The following is a 25,308-nucleotide window of genomic DNA, read 5'->3' on the forward strand; positions in this document are numbered from 1 at the left end:
AGTTTCAACTCCATTTAACTAAAATGTGATATTACCATGTTTGTCTGCTGGTCTGAATAGCATTGTATTGATTGCGCTGATAATCGCGATCACATGTGGAATGCCTGTCCAGAAGAACGCTAAGTGTAAAAGGCCTGAGCCGTTTTTACCTGCGTAGAATCTGTGCACTCCGAAGTTGCCGAGGAACAGTGCAAGTACAATATAAACAATTTTATTTACTTTCATGCTGATTGCTCCTTTCTCCATTTAAGTGATACCTTTATTATGAATGATGAAATACAAACTTTCCAATAATACAAATGTTAAAATAATAAGTGAACAAACAATATAAATGATTGTTAAACTAAATAGTGAATGATAATAACTAAACACATAAAGGAGAAAACAATGATTAGACCTGCTAAAACAACTGATAAACGTGCTATTGCAGAATTAACATATATTATCTGGCAAGATATGGAGTTGCCGATTGTAAAACGATTTGATAAATCTCATGTCATTCAATGGCTGGAACAAAGTATTACAAAAATACCTTATCGTTGTTATTACGACAATGTACAAGTTTACGATGTTGAAGGGGAAGTCGCTGGCGTTATTATTACGTATCTTGGTAAAGATGAAATGGATTTAGAAGAAAATTGGTTGAAGTTAGATTTACCAAAAGAAGCGAAAGCAATAGGAACACCTTTACCTTTAAGAGAAGCAAAATCAGATGAGCTATATATCGAAACTGTGGCTGTTTTCCCAAAATATAGAGGAAGAGGAATTGCGACACAGTTAATGGAATCTGTCATCCATCACTCTAAAACATATAAGCTGAGCTTGAGCTGTGATTTAGTAAACACAGGTGCGTTCAGACTTTACGAACGTTTAGGGTTTCATAGTGAAGGTGTGATTGATTTATATGGCCATGATTATTATCACATGGTCATTGAACCTCAAGAAAGATAAAAAAAGAGACTGGAACGAAAAGTTCCAATCTCTTTATCATCATCAAATACCGCCTAATAACGCACTGATATAAATCCCTAATGCATACAGTAAACCAAATACTGTGTTTGTTTTACCTGTTGCTGCCATAGCTGGCATCATTTCAGCAGGTGTATCGTTCTTTTTGAAACGACGAATGGCTTTGATAGGGAACGGGAATGATAACAGTACGAGTAAGTAAAAGATTGAACCGCCAGGTACAAAGAAAACAGTATAAATGACCCATGCATAAGCGATGATGTACATGAGGGCCATGAAGCGGATAGAATTGGCTTTACCTAATAAAATCGGTAATGTTTTGCGTCCGCTTGCTTTGTCTTTGACACGGTCTCGGATGTTATTGGCCATATTAATTAAGCCAATTGTGATAATAATCGGTACACTGATCCATACAGCATAACCTTGTAAGTTATCTGTTTGAATAAAGAACGCGATTAAAATAATAATCAGTCCCATAAAGACGCCGGAGAACAACTCTCCAAAAGGTGTCCAAGAAATTGGGAAGGGACCGCCTGTATACAGATAACCGACTGCCATACACAAGATTCCGATTGGGATTAACCAATAAGAAGATTGTGAAGCGATAAATAAACCGATTAGCGCAGCAATCACATAAAAGGCGATGGCTAAGTTCATCACGAGTTTCGGGCTCATGCCGTTACGTACAATCGCGCCGCCGATGCCCACTGATGTATGATCATCAAGACCTTTCTTGAAATCATAATACTCGTTGAACATATTTGTGGCTGCTTGAATTAAAAGACAAGCAAGTAACATCGCTAAAAATAAACTGAACTTAAGATGGTCTTCACTACCTAATAAGAATAACTTTGCTGTCGCTGTACCGACTAATACAGGTACAACAGCTGCAGTCAAAGTGTGAGGACGCATCAACAGCCAATATTTTCGAACAGTTGAAAATTCCTGATATTGTTTTGACATGGTTTCTCCTTCTTAACACTTAAAAATACCAAATTTCAGATTGCGGATTTTAAGACACAAAGATTCTATTATAAATTATCTGCATTCTGATTAATAAATTTATTTTAAGCAATAGAAAGAGAAAGGTCAAATCATGTAAAAATAGTAAATAATAAATGTGCAAATCAAAGTACAGATAAAGATAAAAAATGATACAATGAGATAATGTGATTAAGTAGAATGATGAAAGAAGTGAGATAGATGACTGTAAGTGTCAAGGATGATCAAATTCTCGACGCAATATATGAAAGCCGTGAAAAATGGGTTTCAGTGGAGGTTAAAATCGACCAGCCGACGAACCCAATCATGCTTTACCAAATGACAGAAGATAAAGCAGATGACCGCTTCTACTTCAGGGAGAATACAGGAGAAACGGCCTTTTTCGGATATAACGCGCTTTTAAAATTTAAAAATGACTATGAAAATAAACAAACCATTTTCCGTGAATGGGAAAATTATAAAAATGATATCGCACTTATCCATCCAGATTCAAACAAACATCACTTGAAAGTGTGCGGAGGTTTCCAATTTTCAAGTCATAAATCAGATGACGAGTGGCGTCAATTCGGCTTAAACCATTTCGTGTTGCCGAAAGTATTAATTACGATGACAGCTTCAGAAACATTCGTCACTTATACAGTATTAAGAGAAGAGTTTAATATAGAAGACCTACATGAACTTGTACAACAAGTTGCAGAAACGAAAGTAGAACCAACACAGCCTATTGGGGATGTAGTTCGCAGTGAAGATATCTATAAAGAAGAATGGTTAGAACTTGTACAAGAAGCTATAGATTCTATGAATGATGAAGAAAAAATCGTTTTAGCACGCAGACGTATGATCCGCTTTGATCGACCGATTGATATCGCATATGTGTTAGAAAATGCGATGCACAACGAATCCAACAGCTATATATTCGTAATGCAATCGGAAGGGTCTGTGTTCTTTTCACAAACGCCAGAACAGCTGATGGAAGTCGAAAACCAAGTGTTATCGACGAAAGCAGTTGCAGGGACAATTAAACGTACATCTGATGAAACTGAAGATCAAAAACACGTAGATGCTTTCTTGAAAGATGAGAAAAACTTGCAAGAGCATCATTTTGTGGTGCAAAGTATTCTAGATGATATTGAGCCGTACGTTACAGATGTAGATTATAATAAGCATCCTAAAATCCTAAAAAATGATCATTTGTATCATTTATACACAGAGATTTCAGGGGCGTTAGAAAATAATACTTATATTGGCTTACTAGACCGTCTGCATCCAACACCTGCGTTAGGCGGTTATCCTAAAGAAAAAGCCATGGACTTTATCGAACAAAAAGAGTTCGGAACAAGAGGTCTGTATGGTGCGCCAGTAGGGTATATTGATATGGAAGATAATTGTGAATTTATCGTCGCAATCCGTTCTATGCTGATTAAAAAGAAACAAGCAACTTTATTTGCAGGTTGCGGTATTATTAAGCAGTCTGATCCACAGAGTGAATTAGAAGAAACTACACTTAAATTTACTCCGATGATGAATGCTTTAGGAGTCGAAAATCATGGATAATCATCAAACTTTATTAACCAAACAAGTGTTTACGTTAGCTTCAGAAATCTATGCATACGGCATCAGAGAAGTTGTCATTAGTCCAGGGTCTCGTTCAACACCGCTTGCTTTAGCGTTTGAAGCATACCCAGGTATTAAGACATGGATTCATCCAGATGAGCGCAGTGCTTCATTCTTTGCGCTCGGATTGATTAAGGGCAGCAATCGACCTGTTGCTATTTTATGTACGTCAGGAACAGCAGCAACCAACTATACGTCAGCAGTGGCTGAAAGTGATATCAGCAACTTGCCGTTAGTAGTATTAACAAGCGATCGCCCACACGAATTGCGTGGCGTTGGTGCGCCGCAAACGTTGAACCAGGTCAACATGTTCCAAAACTTTGTACGTCATCAGTTTGATATGCCATTAGCTGATGACACTACAGGTTCAACTGAAGATGTTATTCGTTTCCAAATGCAGATTGCAAGTCAATATTTTGAAGGCCCCAAACGTGGACCTGTACATTTTAACTTGCCGTTTAGAGAACCGTTGACACCAGATTTCGAGATGACAGAGTGGTTAACGACTAACGAAAAAGTCATACCTAAATATCAAAAGACAGCTACGGTTGAAGCTATTAAGCCAATCTTGAAGAAAAAACGTGGTTTCGTTATTGTCGGCGATATGCAGCATCAAGATGTGAGAGAGTTGTTACCATTTGCGACGGTCCATGACTTGCCTATTTTAGCAGGTCCGCTTTCAGGTCTGCGTCAATCAGGTCACCCGAATATTATTTCAACGTATGACTTACTATTTCGTGCAGGTTTAGATCCGAAAGATATTGATTTTGTGATTCGTGTCGGTAAACCAGTATTATCTAAGAAATTAAATCAATGGTTGAAAGCTACAGATGCTTATCAAATTGCGGTACAAAACAGTGCGCAGCCAGATGCTTTCCCTACACCGGCAGATATTACATTTGAAATGACACCAAACGACTTCTTCCGTGCACTTGGCGATATTCCGACAGCTTATCGTAAACGTTGGTTATCCCAATGGCAAGATATGGATAGTCGTGCAAAAATCGAAGTAAAAAATTATATCGATCATGCGACAGACGAAGCGGCGAATGTCGGTATCTTATTAGATAAACTTACTAAAGAAGATGCTTTATTTGTCAGCAATTCTATGCCAATTAGAGATGTGGATAATCTATTTGTAAATAGTGAGGCGGAAATCTATGCCAACCGCGGTGCTAATGGTATCGATGGTGTCGTTTCTACTGCAATCGGTATGGCAGTGCATAAGAAAGTGACATTGTTAATCGGTGATTTAGCTTTCTATCATGACATGAACGGTTTGTTGATGGCTAAATTGAATGATATTCATTTAAATATTGTGTTGTTGAATAATGATGGCGGCGGTATATTCTCTTATCTGCCACAAAAAGAATCAGCAGCGAAATACTTTGAACGTTTATTCGGTACACCGACGCATCTTGAGTTCAAACATGCGGCCATGTTGTATGATTTCAACTATGCCTTAATGGATTCTGTGGAAGATTTTAAATTTACGCCATTATCACAATTAGAATCATACATTTATGAAATTCGTACAGACCGTGAAGACAATCGTCAACAACACCAAATCCTATATCAGAAATTGAGTGATATTGCGAATGTTGAATTATAATTTTTATGACAGTCAAACAACAGAAAATCATAACTTGCTTGTTTTGTTGCATGGATTTATCAGTGATGCGACATCATTTAGTTCACACATTGACAAACTGACTGAAGCAGCAGCTGTCGTAACGATAGAACTGCCTGGACATGGTCAAGATAACAGCGACAGAACTAAGCAATGGGATTTCGATTTTATTTGCGATGCGTTAGATAATGTACTCGTACAATTTAAAGCTTATGATATCTATTTACATGGCTACTCTATGGGTGGCCGTGCAGCATTGTATTATGCCTTACATGGTCAATTAGACCTAGCAGGTTTGGTTTTAGAAAGTGCTTCACCAGGCATTGCAGATGAAACAGTGCAAAAAGAACGTCAGCAAGTTGATGAAGCAAGAGCTAAAGTATTAGAAATTGCGGGCATTGAAGTGTTTGTGAATGATTGGGAGAAATTACCATTGTTTGCGAGCCAAGCAGAGATGATGACAAAAGAACAACGCCAGAAACATCGTGCAATGCGCTTAGCACAAGATCCAAAAGGTTTGGCGAAAGCACTGCGTGACTATGGCACAGGTCATATGCCGAATTTATGGCCAGAACTTGCGCAACTTCAGCTGCCGGTCTCTCTGATTGTCGGCGAGTATGACGAAAAGTTTGTGGAACTTGCGCATAAGATGCATCAGCAACTTCCAAACAGTGAAGTTCATGTTGTGGAAGGTGCTGGCCATACGGTTCACGTGGAAGAACCAACACAATTTGATATACTAATATTAGGTTTTTTAAATAAGGAGGAGCAAAATGACTAGACAATGGGAAACAATTAAAGAATATGAAGAGATAAAATATGAGTTTTTCGATGGTATTGCTAAAATTACAATCAACCGTCCAGAAGTGCGTAATGCATTCACACCAAAAACGGTTCAAGAGATGATTGACGCATTCTCACGTGCACGCGATGATCAACGTATTTCTGTAATCATCTTAACAGGTGAAGGCGACATGGCATTCTGTTCAGGTGGCGACCAAAAAGTTCGCGGTCACGGCGGATATGTTGGCGACGACCAAATTCCTCGTTTAAACGTATTAGATTTACAACGTTTAATCCGTGTTATTCCTAAACCAGTCATCGCAATGGTTCGTGGATATGCAATCGGCGGCGGCAACGTATTACAAGTCGTATGTGACTTAACAATCGCTGCAGACAATGCAAGATTCGGTCAAACTGGACCTAAAGTCGGTTCATTCGATGCAGGTTACGGTTCAGGTTATTTAGCTCGTATCGTAGGTCACAAGAAAGCGCGTGAAATTTGGTACTTATGCCGTCAATACGACGCACAACAAGCTTTAGATATGGGCTTAGTCAACACAGTTGTACCATTAGACCAAATTGAAGATGAAACAGTACAATGGTGTCAAGAAATCATGCAACATTCACCAACTGCTTTACGTTTCTTAAAAGCAGCAATGAATGCTGATACTGACGGTTTAGCAGGTCTTCAACAAATGGCTGGGGATGCAACTTTACTTTATTACACAACTGATGAAGCGAAAGAAGGTCGTGACGCATTTAAAGAAAAACGTCAACCTGACTTTGATCAATTCCCTAAATTCCCATAATAGATTAATCATTTAGATGAGGTTCTTATTAAGTCTCTCGTGTTCATACCTTTGGGTGTGAAGCGGGAGGCTTTTTATGTCGTTTTTTTACTTATTAGGTAAATAAAAAATGCACGTCCAGCGATTAAAATTATAAAGTGCACGTTAGGATTAATATATTTTTAAAGTCGGCATAACTCTTTATTTTATGTGTATTATTGTGTGTTTTATTTTGCGGAGTGAGTTAAACAAATTATATAAAGCAAGTACAAATTTACTTAATAAATAAAACTATTTCATTGACATTCATTATGATGTTGAATATATTTTAAGGTAGAGGTGAAATTATATGAGTAATAGCACAAAGAAGAATTTAGATCACGACTTATGTTTTCTTTTTTATATCACAACAAAAGAAGTGATCAACCGTTTTAACAAGTTTCTGAAACAATACAATATCAGCTTCCCAAATTATATGGTCTTATCTTATATTGAAGATGATGAAGAAGTGTTTGTGAAAACACTTTGCAATAAATTGTTTTTAGATTCAGGGACAATCAGTCCGATTGTAAAGCGCTTAGAAAAGAAGAACTTGGTCATTAGAAAAAGACTACCTGAAGATGAACGAAAAGTGATGTTAAGTGTAACTGAAGAGGGAAAAGAATTAAAAGCACAATTCAAGAACATTTCAACACAAGTAATTAATCAATTGAATTTAGATTCTGATGAAAAAGAAGATTACTATAACATGATGCGTGGTTTCGCACAAAAGAATCTAAGTCAACCAGAAGTTTAGCCAAGTCAACAAGAAATACTGAGAATAAAGAGGGAATGTTATGCTCATAAGAGAGGATAATTTTTTTAGGGATAATATTAAGATAACTCGCACATTAAAAAGAATAAAAAAGAAAGTGAGGTAGAACTAGCGAACTAGTCTATCTCACTTTCTTAATGATGATTTATTTTACATACTGATTTAAATAATTTTCAAGACGATCCATACCTTCTTTGATGGTATCTAAGTCATAAGCATATGAAATACGAATATGACCTTTACCTGCATCTGTAAAAGCAGAACCAGGTACCATCGCAATATGACCTTTTTCTAAGGCATCGACACAGAAATTAAAGTCATCTTCAATACCGAATGGTGCAAGGCTCGGGAAAATATAGAATGCACCTTCAGGTTCGGCATCAATTTTAAAGTCCATATCAAGTAAACGTTGTTTTAAATAAGCTAAACGTTCCTTGTATGCTTTATTCATCGCTTTTGGCGCATCGATGCCATCTGTTAACGCAGCGATACAAGCGATTTGAGCGGGTACATTGGCACAAATCGTATTATAGGCATGCATGAATGTCAATTTCTTTATTAAGTACTCAGGGCCTAGTAAAAAGCCAATACGGATACCTGTAGCTGAATGAGATTTACTTAAACCGCTGATTAATAATAATTGATCACGTAAACCTTCAAATTCCGCAAGGGATGTGTGTTTACCTTTAAAGGTATTTTCAGCATAAATTTCGTCACTTAACACAAAAATTTCGTGTTGTTGTAGCTCTTCAGCAATCGCTTCAGCTTCTGTTCTATTTAAAATAACTCCTGTTGGATTGGTAGGGTAGTTTAAAAGAATCGCTTTTGTTTTATCGTTTACATGTGAACGAATTGCTTCAGGCGTAATTTTAAAGTCTGTTTGTGTAGTATCTACATAAACAGGATGACCTCCTAATGTTTCAATCAATGGAATATAGCCTGCATAAATAGGACCAGGAATAATGATTTCATCTCCAGGTTCTAAGATGCTCCGTAAAGCTGTATCAATAGCTTCACTTGCACCATTCGTCACAATAATTTCTTCCTCTGTGTAATCCACATTATAACGAAGGTTGAAGTATTGACGGATGGCAGTTCTTGTTTCCATTAAGCCTTTATTATGAGAATAACTCGTTTCATCATTTTCAATCGCTTTAATGTACGCGTCTTTAACCACATCAGGCATAGGGAAGTCAGGTTGACCGATTGTTAAGTTGATACAATCCGGTATATTTTTAATTCGGCTTGAAAATTGTCTGATGCTTGGCGCACGTAAAAATTTAGAATTTGTATTTAAAGATAATTTCACTCTGTTAACACCTCAATTGATTACTGCACTATGTAAGTAAATGCTATCTTATCATATTGTAACACTGAAAACCGTCAAAAAGTCTGAATTGCTTTAATTTTAAGTCGATAATTGTCAAAAGAAAAGTGAGGCAAAGTTGATTTACCTCACAATACTTTATAATTTAGATTTAAATTTTGATGGTGACTTGAGATTGATGACTGGATTGGTCCATTTTGCTACAAAGTTTGTGGATAACAGATAGACAATGAGTGCTGTTAAACCAATCAAGTATAGGTAAGTCCACAACGTAACTGGGTCCTGGAAAGGATAAAGTTTAAAGCCTCGAATCAATCCAATCGCAATACCGTGTAACAGATAAATGTACATAGTACGTTGGCCAATATACGTAAACCAATGTAATCCTGAAGGGATTAGGTTCAAGAATGAGAACATCGTGGCACAAATAATGATATAGAGCAATAGACGTTTCAATGGACTATAGACGTCAGGACCATCTAAAGAACTATATGGTGAGCTGCCGAGCAACCAATCAGAATTAATCGGATGAATCATATATACGATATAGAATCCAACTAAAATCAATAATGAAATTGGAATTAACTTCTTATTTCTCAGTAACATCGCTTGATGTTTATTCATTAAGAACCCTAGATAGAAAATAGGGAAGAACACAATCGTTCTTGAATAACTCATATAGCCGTCGATATCAGAAGAGAATCCTGCCAATAAAGACACTATTACAGCAATCGGTAATACGTAATAAGCTTTATAGTTTTTTACAATCACTAAGACAACATGAAAGATAAAGAGCGTAATTAAGAACCATAACGCAAAGACAGGATCAAATGGATCCAACTGCAAGTGACTGCTTTTACCTGTCAGATAATAATAGATTGAGAAGAAACTAAAGAACACAAAATAAGGTACTAATAGTTTTTTCGCAACTTTTTCTAAATGATCCGGCTTACCGATATTTTTCGCAAAGTAACCACTTATAAATAGGAAAGAGGGCATATGGAAACTGTATATTAATAAATACAGTGCACCCATGTGCTTATGTCCTTCTACATAAGGGTTTAATAAATGTCCGAATACCACTAAATAAATTAAAAAGGCACGGGCATTATCAAAATAATAATCTCTATGGGATAGTGATTTATGCATATGTAAACTCCTTTTGAGATTTTAGATAATCTTAACGTATTATACATACCAACTTAAATGCAAGATAAACAACTTTTGCAAGTTAATGTTGTGTATTTTCCGCAAAAAACTTATAATATGTATATTAAAACTAGCGGGGTATAACATCTATGTTTAAACAACTTGAACAACAAATAACACTGACACACAATGATTTGATTATCGTAAATAAACGTTTTGGGCAACGCGCTAATTTAACAACTGAACAAATTGAACTTTTACGAATTTTGAATGAGCATCATAGTTTATCACAATATGATTTAACAATGAAAATAGGAAAGGAACAATCTATTGTTTCAAGATGGATTAAAAAACTCGTCAATTTAGGTTATGTAATCAGTATTCAATCGAACCATGATTTACGTTGTAAAGTATTAAGTGTCACGCCGAAATCCGAAGAATTAATCAATCAAATTAATGACGCTCGCCGAGAATGGTTACAAAAACACTGTGAAGAGTTATCCGCTGAAGATGTGGAAACATTATATAACTTACTAGCAAAATTAAATAAAAAAACCTTTTACATTTAAAAAGAATGCGGTATACAGAACTTGTATACCGTATTTTAATGAATAAGGACCTGCAGCATTTTATTATTACGCTGCAGGTCCTTTTCAAATATCAAAATGATAATTGGGATTAAACGCGATAAATATCTGTATCGAAGTATTTACCAGTTTCACCGATTTTATCATACATTTGTTTCATTCTTGTCGCATTGTGGCTTGCCCAGTTGATGTCAGTCGCATATTGATGCGTAGCTGGTTCGCTTGGATTCCAACGCATGCGGTAAAGTGTGTTTTGACCTCTATCTAAGTAGTCGCTTGTGATGAACTTAGCTCCGCCGATAATCGCTTTTTCTACAGTATCCCAACCGTAGTGTGCTGCTGTTTTGAAGCCGCCACGTACTGCATCTGTGTCAATCGCACCGATACCGAACATATTGTAGTATTTTTTAGGTTCGTTTGTCACAACTTTGTTGGCGTTGTTGACATAACCGCCATTAGCTAAAGCAGATGTACCGTTACCAGTTTCAAGTAAGGCATGTGAGATTAAATAGATTTCGTTAATGTCATATGTTTTAGCTGCTTGTGTGAAAGCTGCACCTTGTCCTTCTAAAATCCCTTTACCTTCAAGTAATTTATTTACACTGCTTGCTGAAAGGGCTTGTGCTTTGTCTAAACGTAAGAATTGATATTTTTGTGTCGCATCTTCTGTGATAGTTCTAGGGTCCATCGCAGTTCTTACTTCATCTTCTGATGCATCATCCCATTGTCCAGGCACGTGTTGAACTTTAGGTGACCAAGGTAAGTTCATTTGTTTTGCGACTGCTTGATCAAATGAGTAGTCAGAAACATTTGTACGTGTCAATGTATTACGAACATCTGCAGCTTTAACCCAAGCTGTTTGTCCGTTAGCTAAGACACCATGATACCAAGTCACACCATTAACTACTTGTCTTTCGAAAACTGTAATGATGTTACCGAATTGGTCTTTTAATGAACCTAATACTTGGCCATTTGGCGTTTTGTAGTAATAACCTTTATTGCTTGTCACGATATAGTCGTGGTTGTATTTCACAGCTGGTTGTTGTTTTTGTGCTGAAGTTGTCGCAGCTTTAGCTGTTGTTTTAGGTGTTAATGTTTTTTCAGCGACCCAACCAGTTTTACCATTTACAGTACCGTATACATAAGGTGTTTTGTTGACTAAAGTACGTTTAATTGCTTTGAATGTACCATTTTGTTTTGTTAATGGATCAATTAATTGTTTTGCTGTACCCCAAGGTGTTGTGTACAGACCATTTGATTTTGTATTAACGCTGTATTGTTGAGATGTAGGTGTTACAAGACCTTTATCCGCAACTCTTACATCTTTTGCGTTAACCCAACCAAGTGGCGTAGTTAAACCGATATTTTGTAATAGGTAGTATAATGTACCGTCTTGGTTACGTTCTCTAGTGATGTTGTAAGTGTAACCTAAGAATTTCGCAGCTTTCGCACCTTTTTTATCATAAACACTTGCACGTAAACCGTAGTTATCAGATACATATTGACCTAATTTGTTTACTGTAATTGTTTTGTTTAATGGTGCTTTAGTTGTTTGTGTTGCAGCTTTTGTTGTTGCTGGTTTTGAAACTGCTTTAGTTGTTGTAGCTGCTTTTGCAGTAGGTTGAACTTTTTGAGCAGTTGTTTTCGCTACAGATTTTACTGTATTAACAACTTTCTTCGCTGCAGGTTTAACCGCTGTTTTAGTAGTTTTAACTGCAGTAGTTGGTTTAGTTGCTGGTTTAACAACTTTTTTAGTTGTTGTAGCTGCAGGTTTAACTGCTGTTTTAGTCGTTGTTTTTGCAACAGGTTTAGCAGTAGGTTTAACTGCTGTTTTAGTTGTAGTTTTTGCGACAGGTTTTGTCGCTGGTTTCACAGCTTTTTTTGTCGTTGTTGTTTTAGAAGGTGTTGTAGTACTTACACCTTTTACTTGTGTTGTTGGTTTGTTGACTGTTGTTTTAGGTGCAGTGTAGTTAGATAATTTAGCGATATCTACCCAACCAGATTTACCGTTTACAGTACCGTATACAAATTGAGTAGGGCTGACTTCTGTTTGTTTAGAAGCTTTAAATGCTTGTGCACCTGTACCTGAAACAGTTGCGACAGCTTGTTTATCAGTACCCCAAGGTGTGCTGTATAATTTAGTGCCTGATTGAACACCATAAGTTTTAGTATTAGTTGTAACAGGATGGCCGACTTTGTATGTGATGTCGCCAGTTTGTACCCAACCATAATTTGTACCTTTATTATAATCACTGATTAAGTAGAATGATTTGTCACCTAATAACGCTTTTTTAGTTAAGCGGTATGTTTGGTTATTTAAGTTTGAGTTTTGAACACCAGCTTTATCATAAACTGTTTTATATAAACCGTTGTTAGTGTTGTTGAGACGACCTAGTGAATCTACTGGAATTAATTTTAATTGAGATGTATTTGTGCTAGGTTTTGTTGTCGGTTTAGTTGTTGGCTGAGTAGGTTGAGTCGGTTGTGTTGTTGTATTTGATGCAGTACCCCAAGGTGCGACAACGCCTTCTTTGATTAAATATTTTTCATTGATTAAATCATAAAGCGCATCATAGTTATAGCCGCGTGATTGTAAGTAACCATGTGGATCGACATGGTCTGTACCACCTAAGAAGTTTGAAACTGCACGGTGAGTCCATACTGTACCACGACCATCATATTCAGCACTATCTGGTTTTAAACCATAATATTGTAAGTTTGTTGCTGCATAGTCAGCGATATTGTTCATTTGACGCGCAAATGAATCTTTATCATGTGTATGCACAAGTTCCATGTGAATGTAACGTTCGTTGGCTACTGGACCAGCACCCCATGCAAGGTAGTCTGTGTTCGCTGTTTCAACGATACGATTACCATCTACGAAACCATGAACAAAGGCATTTTGCCAGTTGTTTTTCATATAAGCAACTTCGTTATTCAATGTTGAATTTTCATTCGCTGTATCATGGATTACGATACCTTCAGGTTTACCATAACGATAATTATATTTAGGAATGTATGAAGAATAATCTTGCTCATACGTTGGTACTTTGTAATTTTGTTGACGAATGTAATCATTGATTGATGATTTCACTGTTGGTTTATATTTTGGTAGTGATGGTTTAGGTGCACTATAAGTTGTTTGTGCAGGTTGCGCAGAACGTGTTGCAGTTTGTGTAGTTTGTGCTGAACGCGTTGCTGTTTGCGTAGGTTGTTGTACTGAACGTGCTGCAGTTTGTGTTGGTTGTTGTACTGAACGGAAAGTCGTTACAGGTTCAGTTGAACGTGCTGCATATGTTGTTGCTTTAGGTTGCTCAACTTTTTGAGGTGTTGTTTGATTTACTGATGTTTGTGCTTCAGGTTGAGAAGCTTTGTTTTGTTCAGATACAACTTGTTTTTGAACAGCTTGTTGTGCTTCTTGAGTTTGTTGTTTATTTGCTTGTTCTTGTTGTTGAGCAGCTTGAGCTTGTTGTTCAGCTAATTTTTGTTGTTCTGTTACCTGCGCATTTTGAGCCTGTGCATTTGTTTGTTCTGTATCTTGTTGTGTAACATTAGCAGGTTGATCAGTTGTATTGTTTTGAGCATCTGCAGTTGGTTGTGCATTTGCTTCATTACTTGGTTCTGCTTGATTATTTAATTGATCAAGTTTAGAATCGTAACTCAAATTCTCATCATTTTCTTTTGGCTGTACTTGTGTAGGGTCTTTGTATTGTTGTGTACCAGCAATAGTTTTAGCTGTATCCTGAGTTGCTTGTTGATTTTGAGCCGTTTGATTACCTGTCGGCTGTTGATTCTGGTTTACATTGCTTGTAGTATTTGTAGGTTCTGAAGTTTCTGAATTACTTTGCGCATATGCTTGGTGCGTTGTAATAGCAGATCCTGCGATTGTTAATGCAATGATTGCTGGGGTTTTGTAATGAAACTTTTTAGACATAAAATGATACTCCTTTTAACAATATATTATTTTGAATATATTACAGTCTGTAGATAAACGTCTGGATTGGTAATTCTGAATTTCCTAGATGTTTGATTCTTAACGTCAGTGAAGTTCAAATCTGTGGGTGACGTTAGAAAATAGATGACTTGATGATGTTATTAACACATTGGTAGTTGTTGAAACGCATTATTAACATTTATCCAGGTCATATCATTTCTACACACAAAGCTACTAGCAGACTGAATGAATATGACACTATGTCAAAACTATGTAATATATCATTTTCATATATTATAATACGACTCAAGTAGGTTAGAGAGGTTTTTAATCGATTTGTAATCAAACCTTAATGTGAGTGCTCAATTGTTTATAAAGTAAATAGTTACTAAAGGTTACATTAATATGGCTTTTAATCTATAAAAATTGTAAATTTCATAGAAATTATAACGCTTTCGACATTGTTATATGTTCAATATTTTCCTCTAGAAATACGTCGCCCTCGGCTTTATAACCTAGTGATTCATAAAAAGCTTGTGCTTGAATTTGACCATTTAAAACTGCTTTTGAAAATCCATCGTTTTTCGCAATTGTTTCAATATATTTCATTAAATCGCGACCAATCCCTTGTTTTCTGTAATCTTTCAAAACTGCAACACGTTCCATTTTTGCAACACCATTGTAATCTCTGTAACGTGCAGTCGCAATAGGGCGTTGGTTATCATCATATCCGATAATATGTTTAGAGACATCTTCGAATTCATCCAATTCATTTTCTAAAGGTACATTTTGTTCATGCACAAAGACTTCGATTCTTACATCAAACACATCTTGCATTTCCTTTTTGCTTTTTGCGATTTTAAACATATTCATCATCCTCATATTTATTTTTTAGATACGATATAAGCGTACAAAAAAATCGTTACAGATGCATGCATTCATGCGCTGTAACGATTGATTAATTATTGGGCATATTTACGCACAATGGCTGTATATTGCCAGAATATACGCATTTGCGCAATATTCCAGTTATTCATACCCATTGTGAAACCTGATGGTTTAAAAATATTAACGTCAGTCACTTCAAGAGCTGCCGCAATTAAATATTGAATTGGAACACTGATGCTTTTCATGGTTTCAGTAATTCCATTTTGATCATAAACCCAAGAGAAGGGTAGTTCAGATTCGAATACGTCTACACGATCAAAGATTTCAGGCAGGGCAACGATATAACAAGCACCATCAATAAATGGATTTTCAACACTATCTTTATAGTAAAGCAGTAACGCTTCATAATTCTCTCTATGCGCATGGTTCACATAGAAGAATTCATTTCTGAAATGTGCCATATCTTTACTGTGGATGATTTGTTGCTCTAAAATACCGAACATTCCATTGATATTATTTAATTTCTCATAGGTTTTACGTGGCATACGTTATCGCTCCTCTTTCTAATAAAAGTCTTGACCAGAAGGCGCTTGTTGCTGCGCTGGGTTATTATTCATATTCGGATTTTGTTGATTACCTGGGTTCTGATTTTGATTAAAGCCGTTATTTGGATTTTGTTGGTTATTCCACTGTTCATTACCCGAATTATCGTATTGTTGATTATTATTTGATTGTTCATCTTGAGATTGGTCATCAGATTCTTCATCTTCAGTCGTATCTTTTTGATTTTCTCTTAATAAACTGTCATCAATTGGTGTTAATGGTATTAACTCACCATATTGTTTGATAACGCGTTCGTTTAAGAATTCATCTTTATCTTTGATTTTAGATAGACCTAAATCCGAACGTAGTAAGTTCGCATATTTCTTGATGCTTTTGATATCTGGATTGTAATAATAGATACCATTAAGTAATTCGTTATCTCCTTCGATTTGGGCTGTTTTAATATCTAAATCAGCTGGAAGGTAAGTCGTAAGTAATTTTTGGATATCTTTGTTTGAAAGGTTATGTTTTGAGTTTTTACCTACAATTTTAATTAAGTTATCAAGTTTGTTTACTTTATCTAATTTTTGCGCTTTTGTTGCTAGGATTTTAATTAAATCCATTTGACGTTGTCCTCGTTTTAAATCGGAATCATGATATCTTGTTCTAGCTACAGCTAATGCTTGATCGCCATTTAATTTATGATAGCCTTTTTTGACTTTAATACGACCATCATCGCCTGTATTCGGCTCATTTAAAATGTATGGCACATCATAATAAATACCGCCAAGTTCATCAACAGCTTGTACGAAAGCGTCCATATCAATACGTACATAGTAATCGACTGGTACATTTAATGTAGCTTCTACTGCATCCATTGAAGCATTCGGTCCACCAAATGCATGCGCATGTGTGATTTTATCAAAGTAACCGACTTTAGGAATATAACTGATAGTGTCTCGTGGAATACTTAACATTCTGACCTGTTTCTTATCAGGATTGAATGTTGAAAGAATCATTGCGTCTGTGCGTGACTTCTCAGTGGCTTGACCGCCTTCTCGTCTGCCTTTGTTATCATCTATTCCTAAAAAAAGTATAGAAATCGGCTCCTTTGCAGGATTGACTTTACCATCACGTAAATTCGATACTCTATTGGAATTATCGCTGAACGATGAATCGATTGCGCTTCTAGAAGTTTTATATAACATCACTGCGAAAATAATAGGAATAATGACCAGGACGAGTGAAAGAAGTATTAAAAAATACTTGAAAATTTTATTCATTAGTCTTGCTCCCGGTTTCAATTTTAAGATGTAGCAATCCTATAAATAGGCAGCTAATGCACCGCTCATGGATTGCCGATAATTTTGCTCATTATAACCATATATTTTAATACTAATATGGCTAAATTACAAACTTTGTATCCCACTTATTATTTCACAAAACAGCAGATTACTAAAGATAAATCAGAAAAACTTCTAATAAATTACATCACTCGTTTGACTGTGCTGAATGATGATTAACGATTATTAAAGCAATCACTACAAATAAACCGCCGATTACTAAGCTGAAAGTAAATTTCTCATGTAACCAAATAATAGAGAAAATTGTTGAAGAAACTGGGACTAAAAATAAGAAGCTGCTTGCGACTGTAGCTCCACCGATACGAAGACTTAAAAACCACAAGCCGAACGATCCGATAGATGCTGGGATAATAAGCCATATTAAATTAAACCAGCCAAAAAAGCTTAAGTCTAAAATATGGTAGTGTTCATTGGAAACAGCAGAAATAATCAACATGATAAACCCGCCGATAAATAGTTGCCAACCTGTGAGGACCCATGGCCCTTTATCGAAAGAAACCATTTTAGTGACTACTGTATTGATAGCCCAACATAAAGATCCTAAGAGTGCATAAAATGCACCGATACCTAAAGTTGATTTATCTAACCCTAAACAGATTACTACACCTGTAATACCTAGAAATAACGCTAATACTTTTAATTTTGTCAATTTATCATTTAATAGAAAATGGGCTAAAAAAGCTAACCATAAAGGGTTTGTAAATAAAATGATAGATGACATTGAAGATGACAATCCTTTAGCCATTGATAAATTTAAAAAGCCCATTGTACCAGCTGTTTGCAGTAAGCCAATAACAATGACAAGGATTGTTCCTTTAGTAATGTTTTGATTAGAAGCGGGCACGAGCGGGCGCCAACCACGTAAAACAAGGGTGATTAATAACATAAGTAGACCTGCGATTAAAAAACGCCATCCGCCAATATAAAATGGAGGTGTACCATCAACGGATATTAAATATTTTCCTGTAGGAAACGAAGAACCCATAAAAATTGTTGTGAAAATTATACTGAAAAGAAACGTATGTTTAGAACTTAGCTTTTCCATGGTATATCTCCTCACTTTCATTTAAAAAAATTAGAAAAAATTATACAATAATTGTAAGTATAAATCTCTATTAGGGATATTGTTTATCTCTAATGTATAAATTAAAACTTTAAGGATGGTGTGTCAATATGAAATTATCATCAGGATGGGAACAATCTATCTATGTTTTACTTATATTAAATGAATTACCTGACGGAAAAAGTATCAATTCACTTGCTTTAAGCGAACGATTAAATACTTCACATTCATATTTAAAGAAAATTATTAAGTTACTCGTAAATGAAGGACTCATTATTTCAACGCCAGGTAAAAATGGTGGATTTTCATTAGAAAAACCTTTAGAAGAAATTACATTTTATGATGTGTTCATGGCAGTAGAAGGCAGAGGGAAAATATTCGCGAGCCAACACTTGTTACGTAATTTTTTAGGTGAAAATGAAGGTGAAAAAGCACAAAAATGTGCGGTAACTGAATCATTAACAATTATTGAGGAAACTTTAATAAATACTTTAACTAGTATTACACTTGAAAATGTATCAAAAGATATAAAAAACCATTATGATTTAACAGAACTTCAGTCTTGGGTCAGTGAGAATATTTAGTCCAGAGATGTATGTCAATCTGAAAAACATAAGTTATAATAAAACTATTGAAGTGAAGTAATATTATCTATTATTGAGGACTATTGACTTATAGTAGATTTAAATCATAGAGAGGAGCATAAGTAAGTATGAAATTGAATTGGGAAAATAAGATAGATGAAAGTTTAGTTTCAGCGTTTTATAAAGATCAAACTGAAAATATTAAAAATGAAGGATTTGAAGATACACTCGCTTTTGGTACAGCAGGTATCAGAGGGTTAATCGGTTTAGGACCTGGTCGTTTAAATGCCTTTACAGTGCGTAAAGTTGCGGTAGGTTTAGCTAAATATTTAAGTGAACACAAACCTGAATCATTAGTCGTGATTCATTTTGATACACGTTTCTTATCAGAAGAATTCGCACATGAAATCGCAGCAGTACTAGCACAATATGAAGTGAAAGCTGTAGTAGGCAAACGTTATAATTCTACACCTGAATTATCATTTGCGGTACGTTATTTAGAAGCAGACGCTGGTGTTATGATTACAGCGAGTCATAATCCTAAAGAATATAATGGAATTAAAATTTATGGTGCAGACGGCGGTCAATTATTGCCTCAACCTTCTGAGATGTTGAGTAGTTATATTAATCAAATTGAAGATCCATTAGACATTGAAGGCGGAAATTTTGAAGAAGGACTAAACAATGGCTTCATTACATACTTATCAGAGGATGTTACAGAAGCTTATAAAGCAGAAGTAATTAAATTAGTTGATTCAATTCCAACGCAGACTGAAAAAATTGCGTTAACAAGTTTACATGGTACAAGTCTACCGATTCTATCCGAAATCTTTGAAAAATTAAATTACAGCAATTATGTCATCGAAAAAGAACAGTCACAACCTGACGGCAGCTTCCCGACAGTTGCTTATGCGAACCCAGAAGAAGAACAAGCCTTTACGTATAGTTTACGTTTAGCGGATCAAGAAGATGCCCAATTGATTTTAGCAACGGATCCTGATGCTGACCGCTTCGGCATGATCGAACGCTACAAAGATGGCACACACCGTTACTTCAACGGCAATGAAATCGGCTTAATCTTATTAAAACTGCGTCATGACCAATTAAAAGCAGAAGGTACAAACCAACCGTTATACATGGTGAAATCTATCGTCAGCAGTGCAGCCAGTGATCGCTTAGCACAAGCATTAGATTTAGAAAGTAATACAGTTTTAACAGGATTCAAATTTATTTCTGAAATTCTTCAAAACAAACAAGATACTGATGAACAATTGGTATTAGGTTATGAAGAAAGCCACGGTTATCTAGCAGCACCATTCTCAAGAGACAAAGATGCGATTCAAATGATTCCATTAGTGGTTAAATACAAAAATGAATTAGCCCAACAAGGTAAAACGTTTAAAGATGTCTTAGATGAAGTTTATGCTTTGACAGGTATCTTCAAAGACAAAACGATTTCACCTAAATTTGAAGGTGCTTCAGGCAGACAAAAAATAAATGATTTACTTGAAAGTTTCAGAAAAGAACAACCAGATACATTACTTGGGTTAAAAGTGAAACAAATTGAAGATTATCAAACGAAGACCATTACAGACTTAGTCAATCATCAAACAGTGGAAACAACATTACCACAAAGCAACTTAATCCGCTTCATTTTAGATGAAGGCTTTATCGCGTTAAGACCTTCAGGTACAGAACCTAAAATCAAAGTGTACTTCTCATTAAATGTTGAAGATTTAGAAGCTGTTGTTACACAATTTGAACAAACGTATTTGGATTAATAAAAATGAATTAAACTAACAAGAAAGACATATCGATAAAAGAGGAAATGAATGAATAGAAGAATAAAGAACGGCATTATCTTTGTCGTTGTAGTTACGTTCTTGGTTGGTGTATTTTCGGTTTATTTAAATTGGAAACATCATCAAAGCTATAGTCAGCATCAACTACCGAAAATAAGTGAAAATGCACAGTCAAAAGAAAAAGCAAATTACTATACTGTAATGAAAGATAATGCAGTAGACCCTAAAATTGATGCATATTTAAAAGGAAAAGGTTTTAACGGTACAATTACGATTTTTCATAAGGGTCAGTTAATTATGGACAAAGCGTATGGCTATCAAAATTTTGAAGAGAATAAGAAAAATACACCGAACTCTATGTATTTGATCGGTTCTTCTCAAAAGTTCACAACAGGCTTATTATTGAAACAATTAGAAAGTGAAGGCAAAATAAATATTAATGACCGATTGGATAAATATTTGCCGTGGTTTAAAACAGAGCAATCCCTTTATTTGAAGGATTTAATGCTGCATCGAAGCGGTTTAAAGAAATTTACTGGCAGCAATACAGCACACAGTAATGAAGATGTTGCGAGAGAGTTACAACGTGCAGGCATTCAGCCGGGTAAATATCATAAACATCAATATAATGATGGGAACTACATTATATTGTCTGATGTTATCCAAAAAGTGACACACAAGTCATTTGATCAATACTTTGATGAAAAATTAAAAAATCCGAACCAATTATATAGAACAGCTTTCTATAATGAAACACAATATCAACCGTTTATGGCACAAGGTTACAATGCTGAAAAACAACCGATGACTTTAAAATTTATGGACCATTACTACGGTGCAGGTAATTTGTTTATGTCAACGCGAGATATGGCAAAGCTGATCGCAAACTTGCAAGAAAATAAAATCTTATCTCCAAAAGATACGGAAGGGTTATTATACGAATTACACACACCAACTTACAATGAACCTTATCGTTACGGCTTTTATAGTTATGATAATGGTAATCGTGTTAATGGTATGTTTTTCGGTCATCAAATGACCAGCTATTTTAACAAAGATTATATCGTGGTAATGGGAACGAACTATCAATATCCGAAATACGTTAATGAACACTATATGAAAGATATTTTTGTGAAACAATTACATCAGCCAGATCCAACTAAAAAAAGTAGAGTCATTTGATTTAAACCGTTTTTTAATATCAAAACAAAAACGATATCAAATCAACTAACGTATCATTTCAAGACGTGACATCAAGTGAAGAGGACAACAATGAAGAGAAAACTAATAAAGATAATGATATTTATACTAATGGTCGCACTTATAGCCGGTGTGATAACCTATTATTTAAATTGGAAACATTTTCAACAATACGGACATCATCATAACTTTTTGAAAACTAAAGATAATCATCCATCAGTTCAAGTTGGAAGTTATAAAACTGTAATGAATGAAAAGAATGTGCGCTATACAGCCATTGATGAATATTTGAAAAAACAAAAGTTCAATGGTGATATTGCGATATATTACCAAGGTAAACTCGTGATGGATAAAGGATATGGTTATCAAGACTTTATCAATCGTAAAAAGACGAATCCTAATTCAATGTATTTGATTGGGTCAGCGCAAAAGTTTATGACAGGTATGATGCTTAAAAAGTTAGAAACAGAAGGTAAACTCAACATCAACGATGAAGTGACAAAATATCTACCTTGGTTTCAAACCAATGAACCTTTGATTCTGCGTGATTTTATGCTGCATCAAAGCGGTATACAAATGTTTCGCCCGAAAACGAATATCCATAGTATAGATGGAGCAGTTCATATGTTGCAGGAACAAGGGTTGCAGCCGGATATGTTTAGAAAGCATCAATATAATGATGCGAATTATATTGTGTTAGCGCGGGTGATTGAAGCGGTCACTAAGATGTCATATGCAGATTATTTCAATCAAAACTTTGTGCAACCATATGAATTGAACCAAACAGCCTTTTACAATAACACTGCTTATAAACCTTATATGGCTAAAGGCTATAATGAATTAAAAATACCAGAGTTTCCTGCATACATGGATCAATATTATGGGGCAGGTAATTTGTATATGGCACCTAGAGACATGGGGAAATTTGTCTTAGCATTACAAAATCAGAAGATGTTTAATGCACATACTACAAATCAACTCTTACATGAAGTGAACACCAAAGAGTTTCCACATGCATATCGTTATGGCTTTTACAGTTTTGGTCAGAGTGCGCGCGCGAATGGTATCTTTTATGGGCAACAATTTACTTGCTACTTCAATAAGGATTATATATTAGTGATGGGCACTAACTATCAAAAACCAGTTGGTAAGAATGAAACATTAATGAAAAAGATTTTTATGGATTATCTGAAACAACCAGATCCTACTAAAAAAGCAAAACAGTAGAATAAAAAAGTGAAGTAATAGACTGTTTCATCTACAGTGATATGTAGAGCGAGACAGTCTATTTTGTTTGGAAACAATTTCTCAAATAAAGAGAAAACAATATATTTAAATGTATAATAACACAAAATATTGGGAATAATTTAAATAATTCATGGCGTAACGGGTATATAAATACAAGGAGGAATCGATATGCAGAAAAAAATGCTTTCTTTATTAGTCGCTTCCGGTTTAGTACTTGCTGCATGTGGACAAGGCGGATCAAGCGATGAAAACAAAAATGATTCAGAACAAAAAGCCAATACAGAACAAAAACAAAAAGGTGATACTTCTGGTACAAGCGAGACTGGTAAAAACAGTAACGTTATTAAACTAGGAGATATTAAAACTCAACCTGAAGATGCAGTAAAAACTGCTAAGAAAGAATATGATGGTGAATTAAAAGAAATCTCATTTGAAAAAGAACAAGGCAAATGGGCATATAAAATCGATTTACAAAAACAAGGTGAAGAAGGAGAAGTTATCATCAACAGTAAAGATGGCAAAGTCATGAATAAATCAACTGAAAAAGAAGATGATTATGACAAAGCAAAATCATTCAAATATGAAGACTTCAAACCTTATGATGAAATCATCAAAAAAGCGAAAGACAACTTCAATGGTGATATCCATGAATGGTCATTATCAAGAGATAGTGACGAAGGTAAATTCGTTTACGATGTAGACTTACAAAAAGGCAACTCTAAACAAGAGTTCAGCTTAGATGCGAAAACAGCTAAAATTTTAAAAAATGAAAAAGATGACTAATCTTTAAATACGAAATGGACTACTTAGGTTAATGCCTAGGTAGTCTTTTTTTTACGTCAAAATGAAAGGGAATTCATTCAAATCTTTAAAGCGCTGTCAATTTTATGTAGATTATGTAACTTATTTGTCATAAATCGCTTGAAACAACTATAATTTTTAAAATTTGAATTGACTAGTACGAGTTAAAAAGTTACATTATCATTGTGAACAAAAACGAACAATAACGAACATAAAAAGCTGCGATAATTTTTTATATGTTCATGTTGTATCGTTGGCGTTGATAATTGTAAATTACACATTTTAATTCAACCTAAGGGGGAAACACCATGAGCAACAAAGAAGAAAACATGATGATTGGTTTCACAATCGTTGCGATTGCAGGTGATGCACGTCGAGAAGTAATGGCAGCTTTAGCCGCTGCTAAAGAAAACGATTTTGAACAAGCACGTCAACACATTGTTGAAGCCAACAACTTTATCACAGAAGCACATAAGGAACAAACGCAAATGTTAGCGAAAGAAGCAGCAGGAGAAGCATCTGATATTAGTTTTATCATGGTTCACGGTCAAGACCATTTGATGACTACAATGGCTTTGAGAGACGCAGCAAACTACATGATTGACTTATATGAACAACTCCGTGATTTAAAACACTAATAAGCAGGTGACAGCATGAATAAAATTATTAAAATGATTGAAAAAATGAAACCTTTCTTTGAAAAGATTGCATCTAACCCGTATTTAACTGCAATCCGTGATGGTTTCGTAGCTTTAATGCCAGTCGTTTTATTCTCATCTTTATTTATCTTGGTAGCTTATGTACCAAACGTATGGGGATTCCACTGGCCTAAAAATATTGAAGACATCATCATGAAAGTTTATAACTTCACGATGGGTATGTTAGCCGTCTTCATGGCAGGTACTGTAACTAAATCACTTACCGACAACAGAAACTTGAAATTACCTAAAACGAACCAAATCAACGTAATTTCAACTTTCGTAGCTGCTGAAGCTTCGTTATTAATCTTAGCAGTTAAACCAATCAAAGATGGTATCAGCATTGAATTATTAGGTACTAAAGGATTAATCGCAGCATTCTTAGTCGCATTCATCGTGCCGAACATCTATAAATTCTGTATTGGTAGAAACATCACAATCAAAATGCTAACACCACACACTACAATAGAAATGAAACATCTTTAATCTTAACCTCGTTAGGACTGTTGACTGTCTTATT

The 25,308-nt window shown here is 35.2% G+C and carries 22 protein-coding genes and 1 pseudogene; 14 read left to right on the plus strand and 9 right to left on the minus strand.

Features of this window, described 5'->3' with window-relative positions:
• Nucleotides 1-18 precede the first annotated feature (18 nt).
• Nucleotides 19-225, minus strand: a complete 207-nt coding sequence (locus CD112_RS10820) for a TM2 domain-containing protein (RefSeq protein ID WP_002480452.1) — start codon at nt 223-225, stop codon at nt 19-21.
• A 162-nt stretch (nt 226-387) separates the two neighbouring features.
• Here CD112_RS10820 and CD112_RS10825 point away from each other — a divergent pair, with 162 nt between their 5' ends.
• Nucleotides 388-951 carry a GNAT family N-acetyltransferase gene (locus CD112_RS10825; RefSeq protein WP_103364303.1) on the plus strand — a complete coding sequence of 188 codons (564 nt, stop codon included), beginning with the start codon at nt 388-390 and terminating at the stop codon, nt 949-951.
• 42 nt (nt 952-993) lie between these two features.
• Here the strand turns inward: CD112_RS10825 and CD112_RS10830 are convergent, their stop codons facing one another.
• Nucleotides 994-1,932 (minus strand): 1,4-dihydroxy-2-naphthoate polyprenyltransferase, encoded by a 939-nt coding sequence (locus CD112_RS10830; protein WP_002480454.1) that lies wholly within the window; start codon nt 1,930-1,932, stop codon nt 994-996.
• A gap of 240 nt (nt 1,933-2,172) precedes the next feature.
• On the opposite strand from CD112_RS10830, the gene CD112_RS10835 reads away from it, so the two are divergent.
• From CD112_RS10835 to CD112_RS10855, 5 genes are all read left to right on the plus strand, one after another.
• Entirely contained in the window at nt 2,173-3,525 is a 1,353-nt protein-coding gene (locus tag CD112_RS10835; RefSeq protein ID WP_103364304.1) for an isochorismate synthase, read from the plus strand.
• On the plus strand, nt 3,518-5,197 hold the full coding sequence (menD, locus tag CD112_RS10840) for a 2-succinyl-5-enolpyruvyl-6-hydroxy-3-cyclohexene-1-carboxylic-acid synthase (protein WP_103364305.1): 1,680 nt from the start codon (nt 3,518-3,520) through the stop codon (nt 5,195-5,197). Before CD112_RS10835 ends, menD begins: the two co-directional genes overlap by 8 nt.
• The gene (menH, locus tag CD112_RS10845) at nt 5,184-5,996 is read left to right on the plus strand and encodes a 2-succinyl-6-hydroxy-2,4-cyclohexadiene-1-carboxylate synthase (protein WP_103364306.1); all 813 of its coding nucleotides are present in this window, start codon (nt 5,184-5,186) and stop codon (nt 5,994-5,996) included. The genes menD and menH overlap by 14 nt, the downstream gene beginning before the upstream one ends.
• Nucleotides 5,989-6,807: a 1,4-dihydroxy-2-naphthoyl-CoA synthase gene (gene menB, locus CD112_RS10850; RefSeq protein WP_002480458.1), complete on the plus strand. Its 819-nt coding sequence runs from the start codon at nt 5,989-5,991 to the stop codon at nt 6,805-6,807. The genes menH and menB overlap by 8 nt, the downstream gene beginning before the upstream one ends.
• 328 nt (nt 6,808-7,135) lie before the next feature.
• Entirely contained in the window at nt 7,136-7,582 is a 447-nt protein-coding gene (locus CD112_RS10855; RefSeq protein WP_103364307.1) for a MarR family winged helix-turn-helix transcriptional regulator, read from the plus strand.
• 163 nt (nt 7,583-7,745) lie between these two features.
• Here CD112_RS10855 and CD112_RS10860 read toward each other — a convergent pair whose 3' ends face one another.
• Nucleotides 7,746-8,909: an aminotransferase class I/II-fold pyridoxal phosphate-dependent enzyme gene (locus CD112_RS10860; protein ID WP_103364308.1), complete on the minus strand. Its 1,164-nt coding sequence runs from the start codon at nt 8,907-8,909 to the stop codon at nt 7,746-7,748.
• A gap of 156 nt (nt 8,910-9,065) precedes the next feature.
• A complete protein-coding gene (locus tag CD112_RS10865) occupies nt 9,066-10,076 on the minus strand; it encodes an acyltransferase family protein (protein WP_002480461.1) in 1,011 nt (336 codons plus the stop codon).
• Between the two features lie 149 nt (nt 10,077-10,225).
• Between CD112_RS10865 and CD112_RS10870 the strand changes: the two genes are divergently transcribed.
• Nucleotides 10,226-10,645 (plus strand): MarR family transcriptional regulator, encoded by a 420-nt coding sequence (locus CD112_RS10870; protein ID WP_002480462.1) that lies wholly within the window; start codon nt 10,226-10,228, stop codon nt 10,643-10,645.
• 109 nt (nt 10,646-10,754) lie between these two features.
• On the opposite strand, the gene CD112_RS10875 is transcribed toward CD112_RS10870, so the two are convergent.
• The 5 genes from CD112_RS10875 to CD112_RS10895 all read right to left on the minus strand — a co-directional run bounded on the left by CD112_RS10875 (nt 10,755) and on the right by CD112_RS10895 (nt 18,437).
• Entirely contained in the window at nt 10,755-14,597 is a 3,843-nt protein-coding gene (locus CD112_RS10875; RefSeq protein ID WP_103364309.1) for a glucosaminidase domain-containing protein, read from the minus strand.
• Nucleotides 14,598-15,041: 444 nt separating this feature from the next.
• A complete protein-coding gene (locus tag CD112_RS10880; protein WP_023015848.1) occupies nt 15,042-15,464 on the minus strand; it encodes a GNAT family N-acetyltransferase in 423 nt (140 codons plus the stop codon).
• A 95-nt stretch (nt 15,465-15,559) separates the two neighbouring features.
• Nucleotides 15,560-16,030: a DUF2538 family protein gene (locus CD112_RS10885; protein WP_002480465.1), complete on the minus strand. Its 471-nt coding sequence runs from the start codon at nt 16,028-16,030 to the stop codon at nt 15,560-15,562.
• Nucleotides 16,031-16,048: 18 nt separating this feature from the next.
• Entirely contained in the window at nt 16,049-17,311 is a 1,263-nt protein-coding gene (locus tag CD112_RS10890) for an LCP family protein (protein ID WP_103364310.1), read from the minus strand.
• Between the two features lie 208 nt (nt 17,312-17,519).
• Nucleotides 17,520-18,437 (minus strand): DMT family transporter, encoded by a 918-nt coding sequence (locus tag CD112_RS10895; RefSeq protein WP_103364311.1) that lies wholly within the window; start codon nt 18,435-18,437, stop codon nt 17,520-17,522.
• Nucleotides 18,438-18,565: 128 nt separating this feature from the next.
• On the opposite strand from CD112_RS10895, the gene CD112_RS10900 reads away from it, so the two are divergent.
• From CD112_RS10900 to CD112_RS10930, 7 genes and pseudogenes are all read left to right on the plus strand, one after another.
• Entirely contained in the window at nt 18,566-19,039 is a 474-nt protein-coding gene (locus tag CD112_RS10900; RefSeq protein ID WP_057510946.1) for an RrF2 family transcriptional regulator, read from the plus strand.
• Between the two features lie 128 nt (nt 19,040-19,167).
• The gene (locus tag CD112_RS10905; RefSeq protein WP_103364312.1) at nt 19,168-20,820 is read left to right on the plus strand and encodes a phospho-sugar mutase; all 1,653 of its coding nucleotides are present in this window, start codon (nt 19,168-19,170) and stop codon (nt 20,818-20,820) included.
• Between the two features lie 51 nt (nt 20,821-20,871).
• Complete coding sequence (locus CD112_RS10910; protein WP_103364313.1) at nt 20,872-22,023, plus strand: serine hydrolase domain-containing protein; 1,152 nt, start codon at nt 20,872-20,874, stop codon at nt 22,021-22,023.
• A gap of 90 nt (nt 22,024-22,113) precedes the next feature.
• On the plus strand, nt 22,114-23,268 hold the full coding sequence (locus CD112_RS10915) for a serine hydrolase domain-containing protein (protein WP_103364314.1): 1,155 nt from the start codon (nt 22,114-22,116) through the stop codon (nt 23,266-23,268).
• A 189-nt stretch (nt 23,269-23,457) separates the two neighbouring features.
• Nucleotides 23,458-24,072 carry a PepSY domain-containing protein gene (locus CD112_RS10920; RefSeq protein WP_057510943.1) on the plus strand — a complete coding sequence of 205 codons (615 nt, stop codon included), beginning with the start codon at nt 23,458-23,460 and terminating at the stop codon, nt 24,070-24,072.
• A 326-nt stretch (nt 24,073-24,398) separates the two neighbouring features.
• Nucleotides 24,399-24,728 (plus strand): PTS lactose/cellobiose transporter subunit IIA, encoded by a 330-nt coding sequence (locus CD112_RS10925; RefSeq protein ID WP_002480473.1) that lies wholly within the window; start codon nt 24,399-24,401, stop codon nt 24,726-24,728.
• A 15-nt stretch (nt 24,729-24,743) separates the two neighbouring features.
• Nucleotides 24,744-25,235, plus strand: a pseudogene (locus CD112_RS10930) (PTS transporter subunit EIIC); the annotation flags it as partial.
• Between the last annotated feature and the right edge of the window lie 73 nt (nt 25,236-25,308).

This window comes from Staphylococcus simulans (assembly GCF_002902285.1).
Classification (GTDB): domain Bacteria; phylum Bacillota; class Bacilli; order Staphylococcales; family Staphylococcaceae; genus Staphylococcus; species Staphylococcus simulans.

Excerpts from the sequence above, each read along its gene's own strand:
- CD112_RS10910 (WP_103364313.1), top strand. The coding sequence starts at position 20,872 with ATGAATAGAAGAATAAAGAACGGCATTATCTTTGTCGTTGTAGTTACG.
- CD112_RS10925 (WP_002480473.1), top strand. The coding sequence starts at position 24,399 with ATGAGCAACAAAGAAGAAAACATGATGATTGGTTTCACAATCGTTGCG.
- menB (WP_002480458.1), top strand. The coding sequence starts at position 5,989 with ATGACTAGACAATGGGAAACAATTAAAGAATATGAAGAGATAAAATAT.
- CD112_RS10885 (WP_002480465.1), bottom strand. The coding sequence starts at position 16,030 with ATGCCACGTAAAACCTATGAGAAATTAAATAATATCAATGGAATGTTC.
- menD (WP_103364305.1), top strand. The coding sequence starts at position 3,518 with ATGGATAATCATCAAACTTTATTAACCAAACAAGTGTTTACGTTAGCT.
- CD112_RS10890 (WP_103364310.1), bottom strand. The coding sequence starts at position 17,311 with ATGAATAAAATTTTCAAGTATTTTTTAATACTTCTTTCACTCGTCCTG.
- CD112_RS10855 (WP_103364307.1), top strand. The coding sequence starts at position 7,136 with ATGAGTAATAGCACAAAGAAGAATTTAGATCACGACTTATGTTTTCTT.
- CD112_RS10875 (WP_103364309.1), bottom strand. The coding sequence starts at position 14,597 with ATGTCTAAAAAGTTTCATTACAAAACCCCAGCAATCATTGCATTAACA.
- CD112_RS10920 (WP_057510943.1), top strand. The coding sequence starts at position 23,458 with ATGCAGAAAAAAATGCTTTCTTTATTAGTCGCTTCCGGTTTAGTACTT.
- CD112_RS10820 (WP_002480452.1), bottom strand. The coding sequence starts at position 225 with ATGAAAGTAAATAAAATTGTTTATATTGTACTTGCACTGTTCCTCGGC.
- CD112_RS10865 (WP_002480461.1), bottom strand. The coding sequence starts at position 10,076 with ATGCATAAATCACTATCCCATAGAGATTATTATTTTGATAATGCCCGT.
- CD112_RS10905 (WP_103364312.1), top strand. The coding sequence starts at position 19,168 with ATGAAATTGAATTGGGAAAATAAGATAGATGAAAGTTTAGTTTCAGCG.
- CD112_RS10895 (WP_103364311.1), bottom strand. The coding sequence starts at position 18,437 with ATGGAAAAGCTAAGTTCTAAACATACGTTTCTTTTCAGTATAATTTTC.
- CD112_RS10870 (WP_002480462.1), top strand. The coding sequence starts at position 10,226 with ATGTTTAAACAACTTGAACAACAAATAACACTGACACACAATGATTTG.
- CD112_RS10915 (WP_103364314.1), top strand. The coding sequence starts at position 22,114 with ATGAAGAGAAAACTAATAAAGATAATGATATTTATACTAATGGTCGCA.
- CD112_RS10825 (WP_103364303.1), top strand. The coding sequence starts at position 388 with ATGATTAGACCTGCTAAAACAACTGATAAACGTGCTATTGCAGAATTA.
- CD112_RS10835 (WP_103364304.1), top strand. The coding sequence starts at position 2,173 with ATGACTGTAAGTGTCAAGGATGATCAAATTCTCGACGCAATATATGAA.
- CD112_RS10830 (WP_002480454.1), bottom strand. The coding sequence starts at position 1,932 with ATGTCAAAACAATATCAGGAATTTTCAACTGTTCGAAAATATTGGCTG.
- CD112_RS10880 (WP_023015848.1), bottom strand. The coding sequence starts at position 15,464 with ATGTTTAAAATCGCAAAAAGCAAAAAGGAAATGCAAGATGTGTTTGAT.
- menH (WP_103364306.1), top strand. The coding sequence starts at position 5,184 with ATGTTGAATTATAATTTTTATGACAGTCAAACAACAGAAAATCATAAC.
- CD112_RS10900 (WP_057510946.1), top strand. The coding sequence starts at position 18,566 with ATGAAATTATCATCAGGATGGGAACAATCTATCTATGTTTTACTTATA.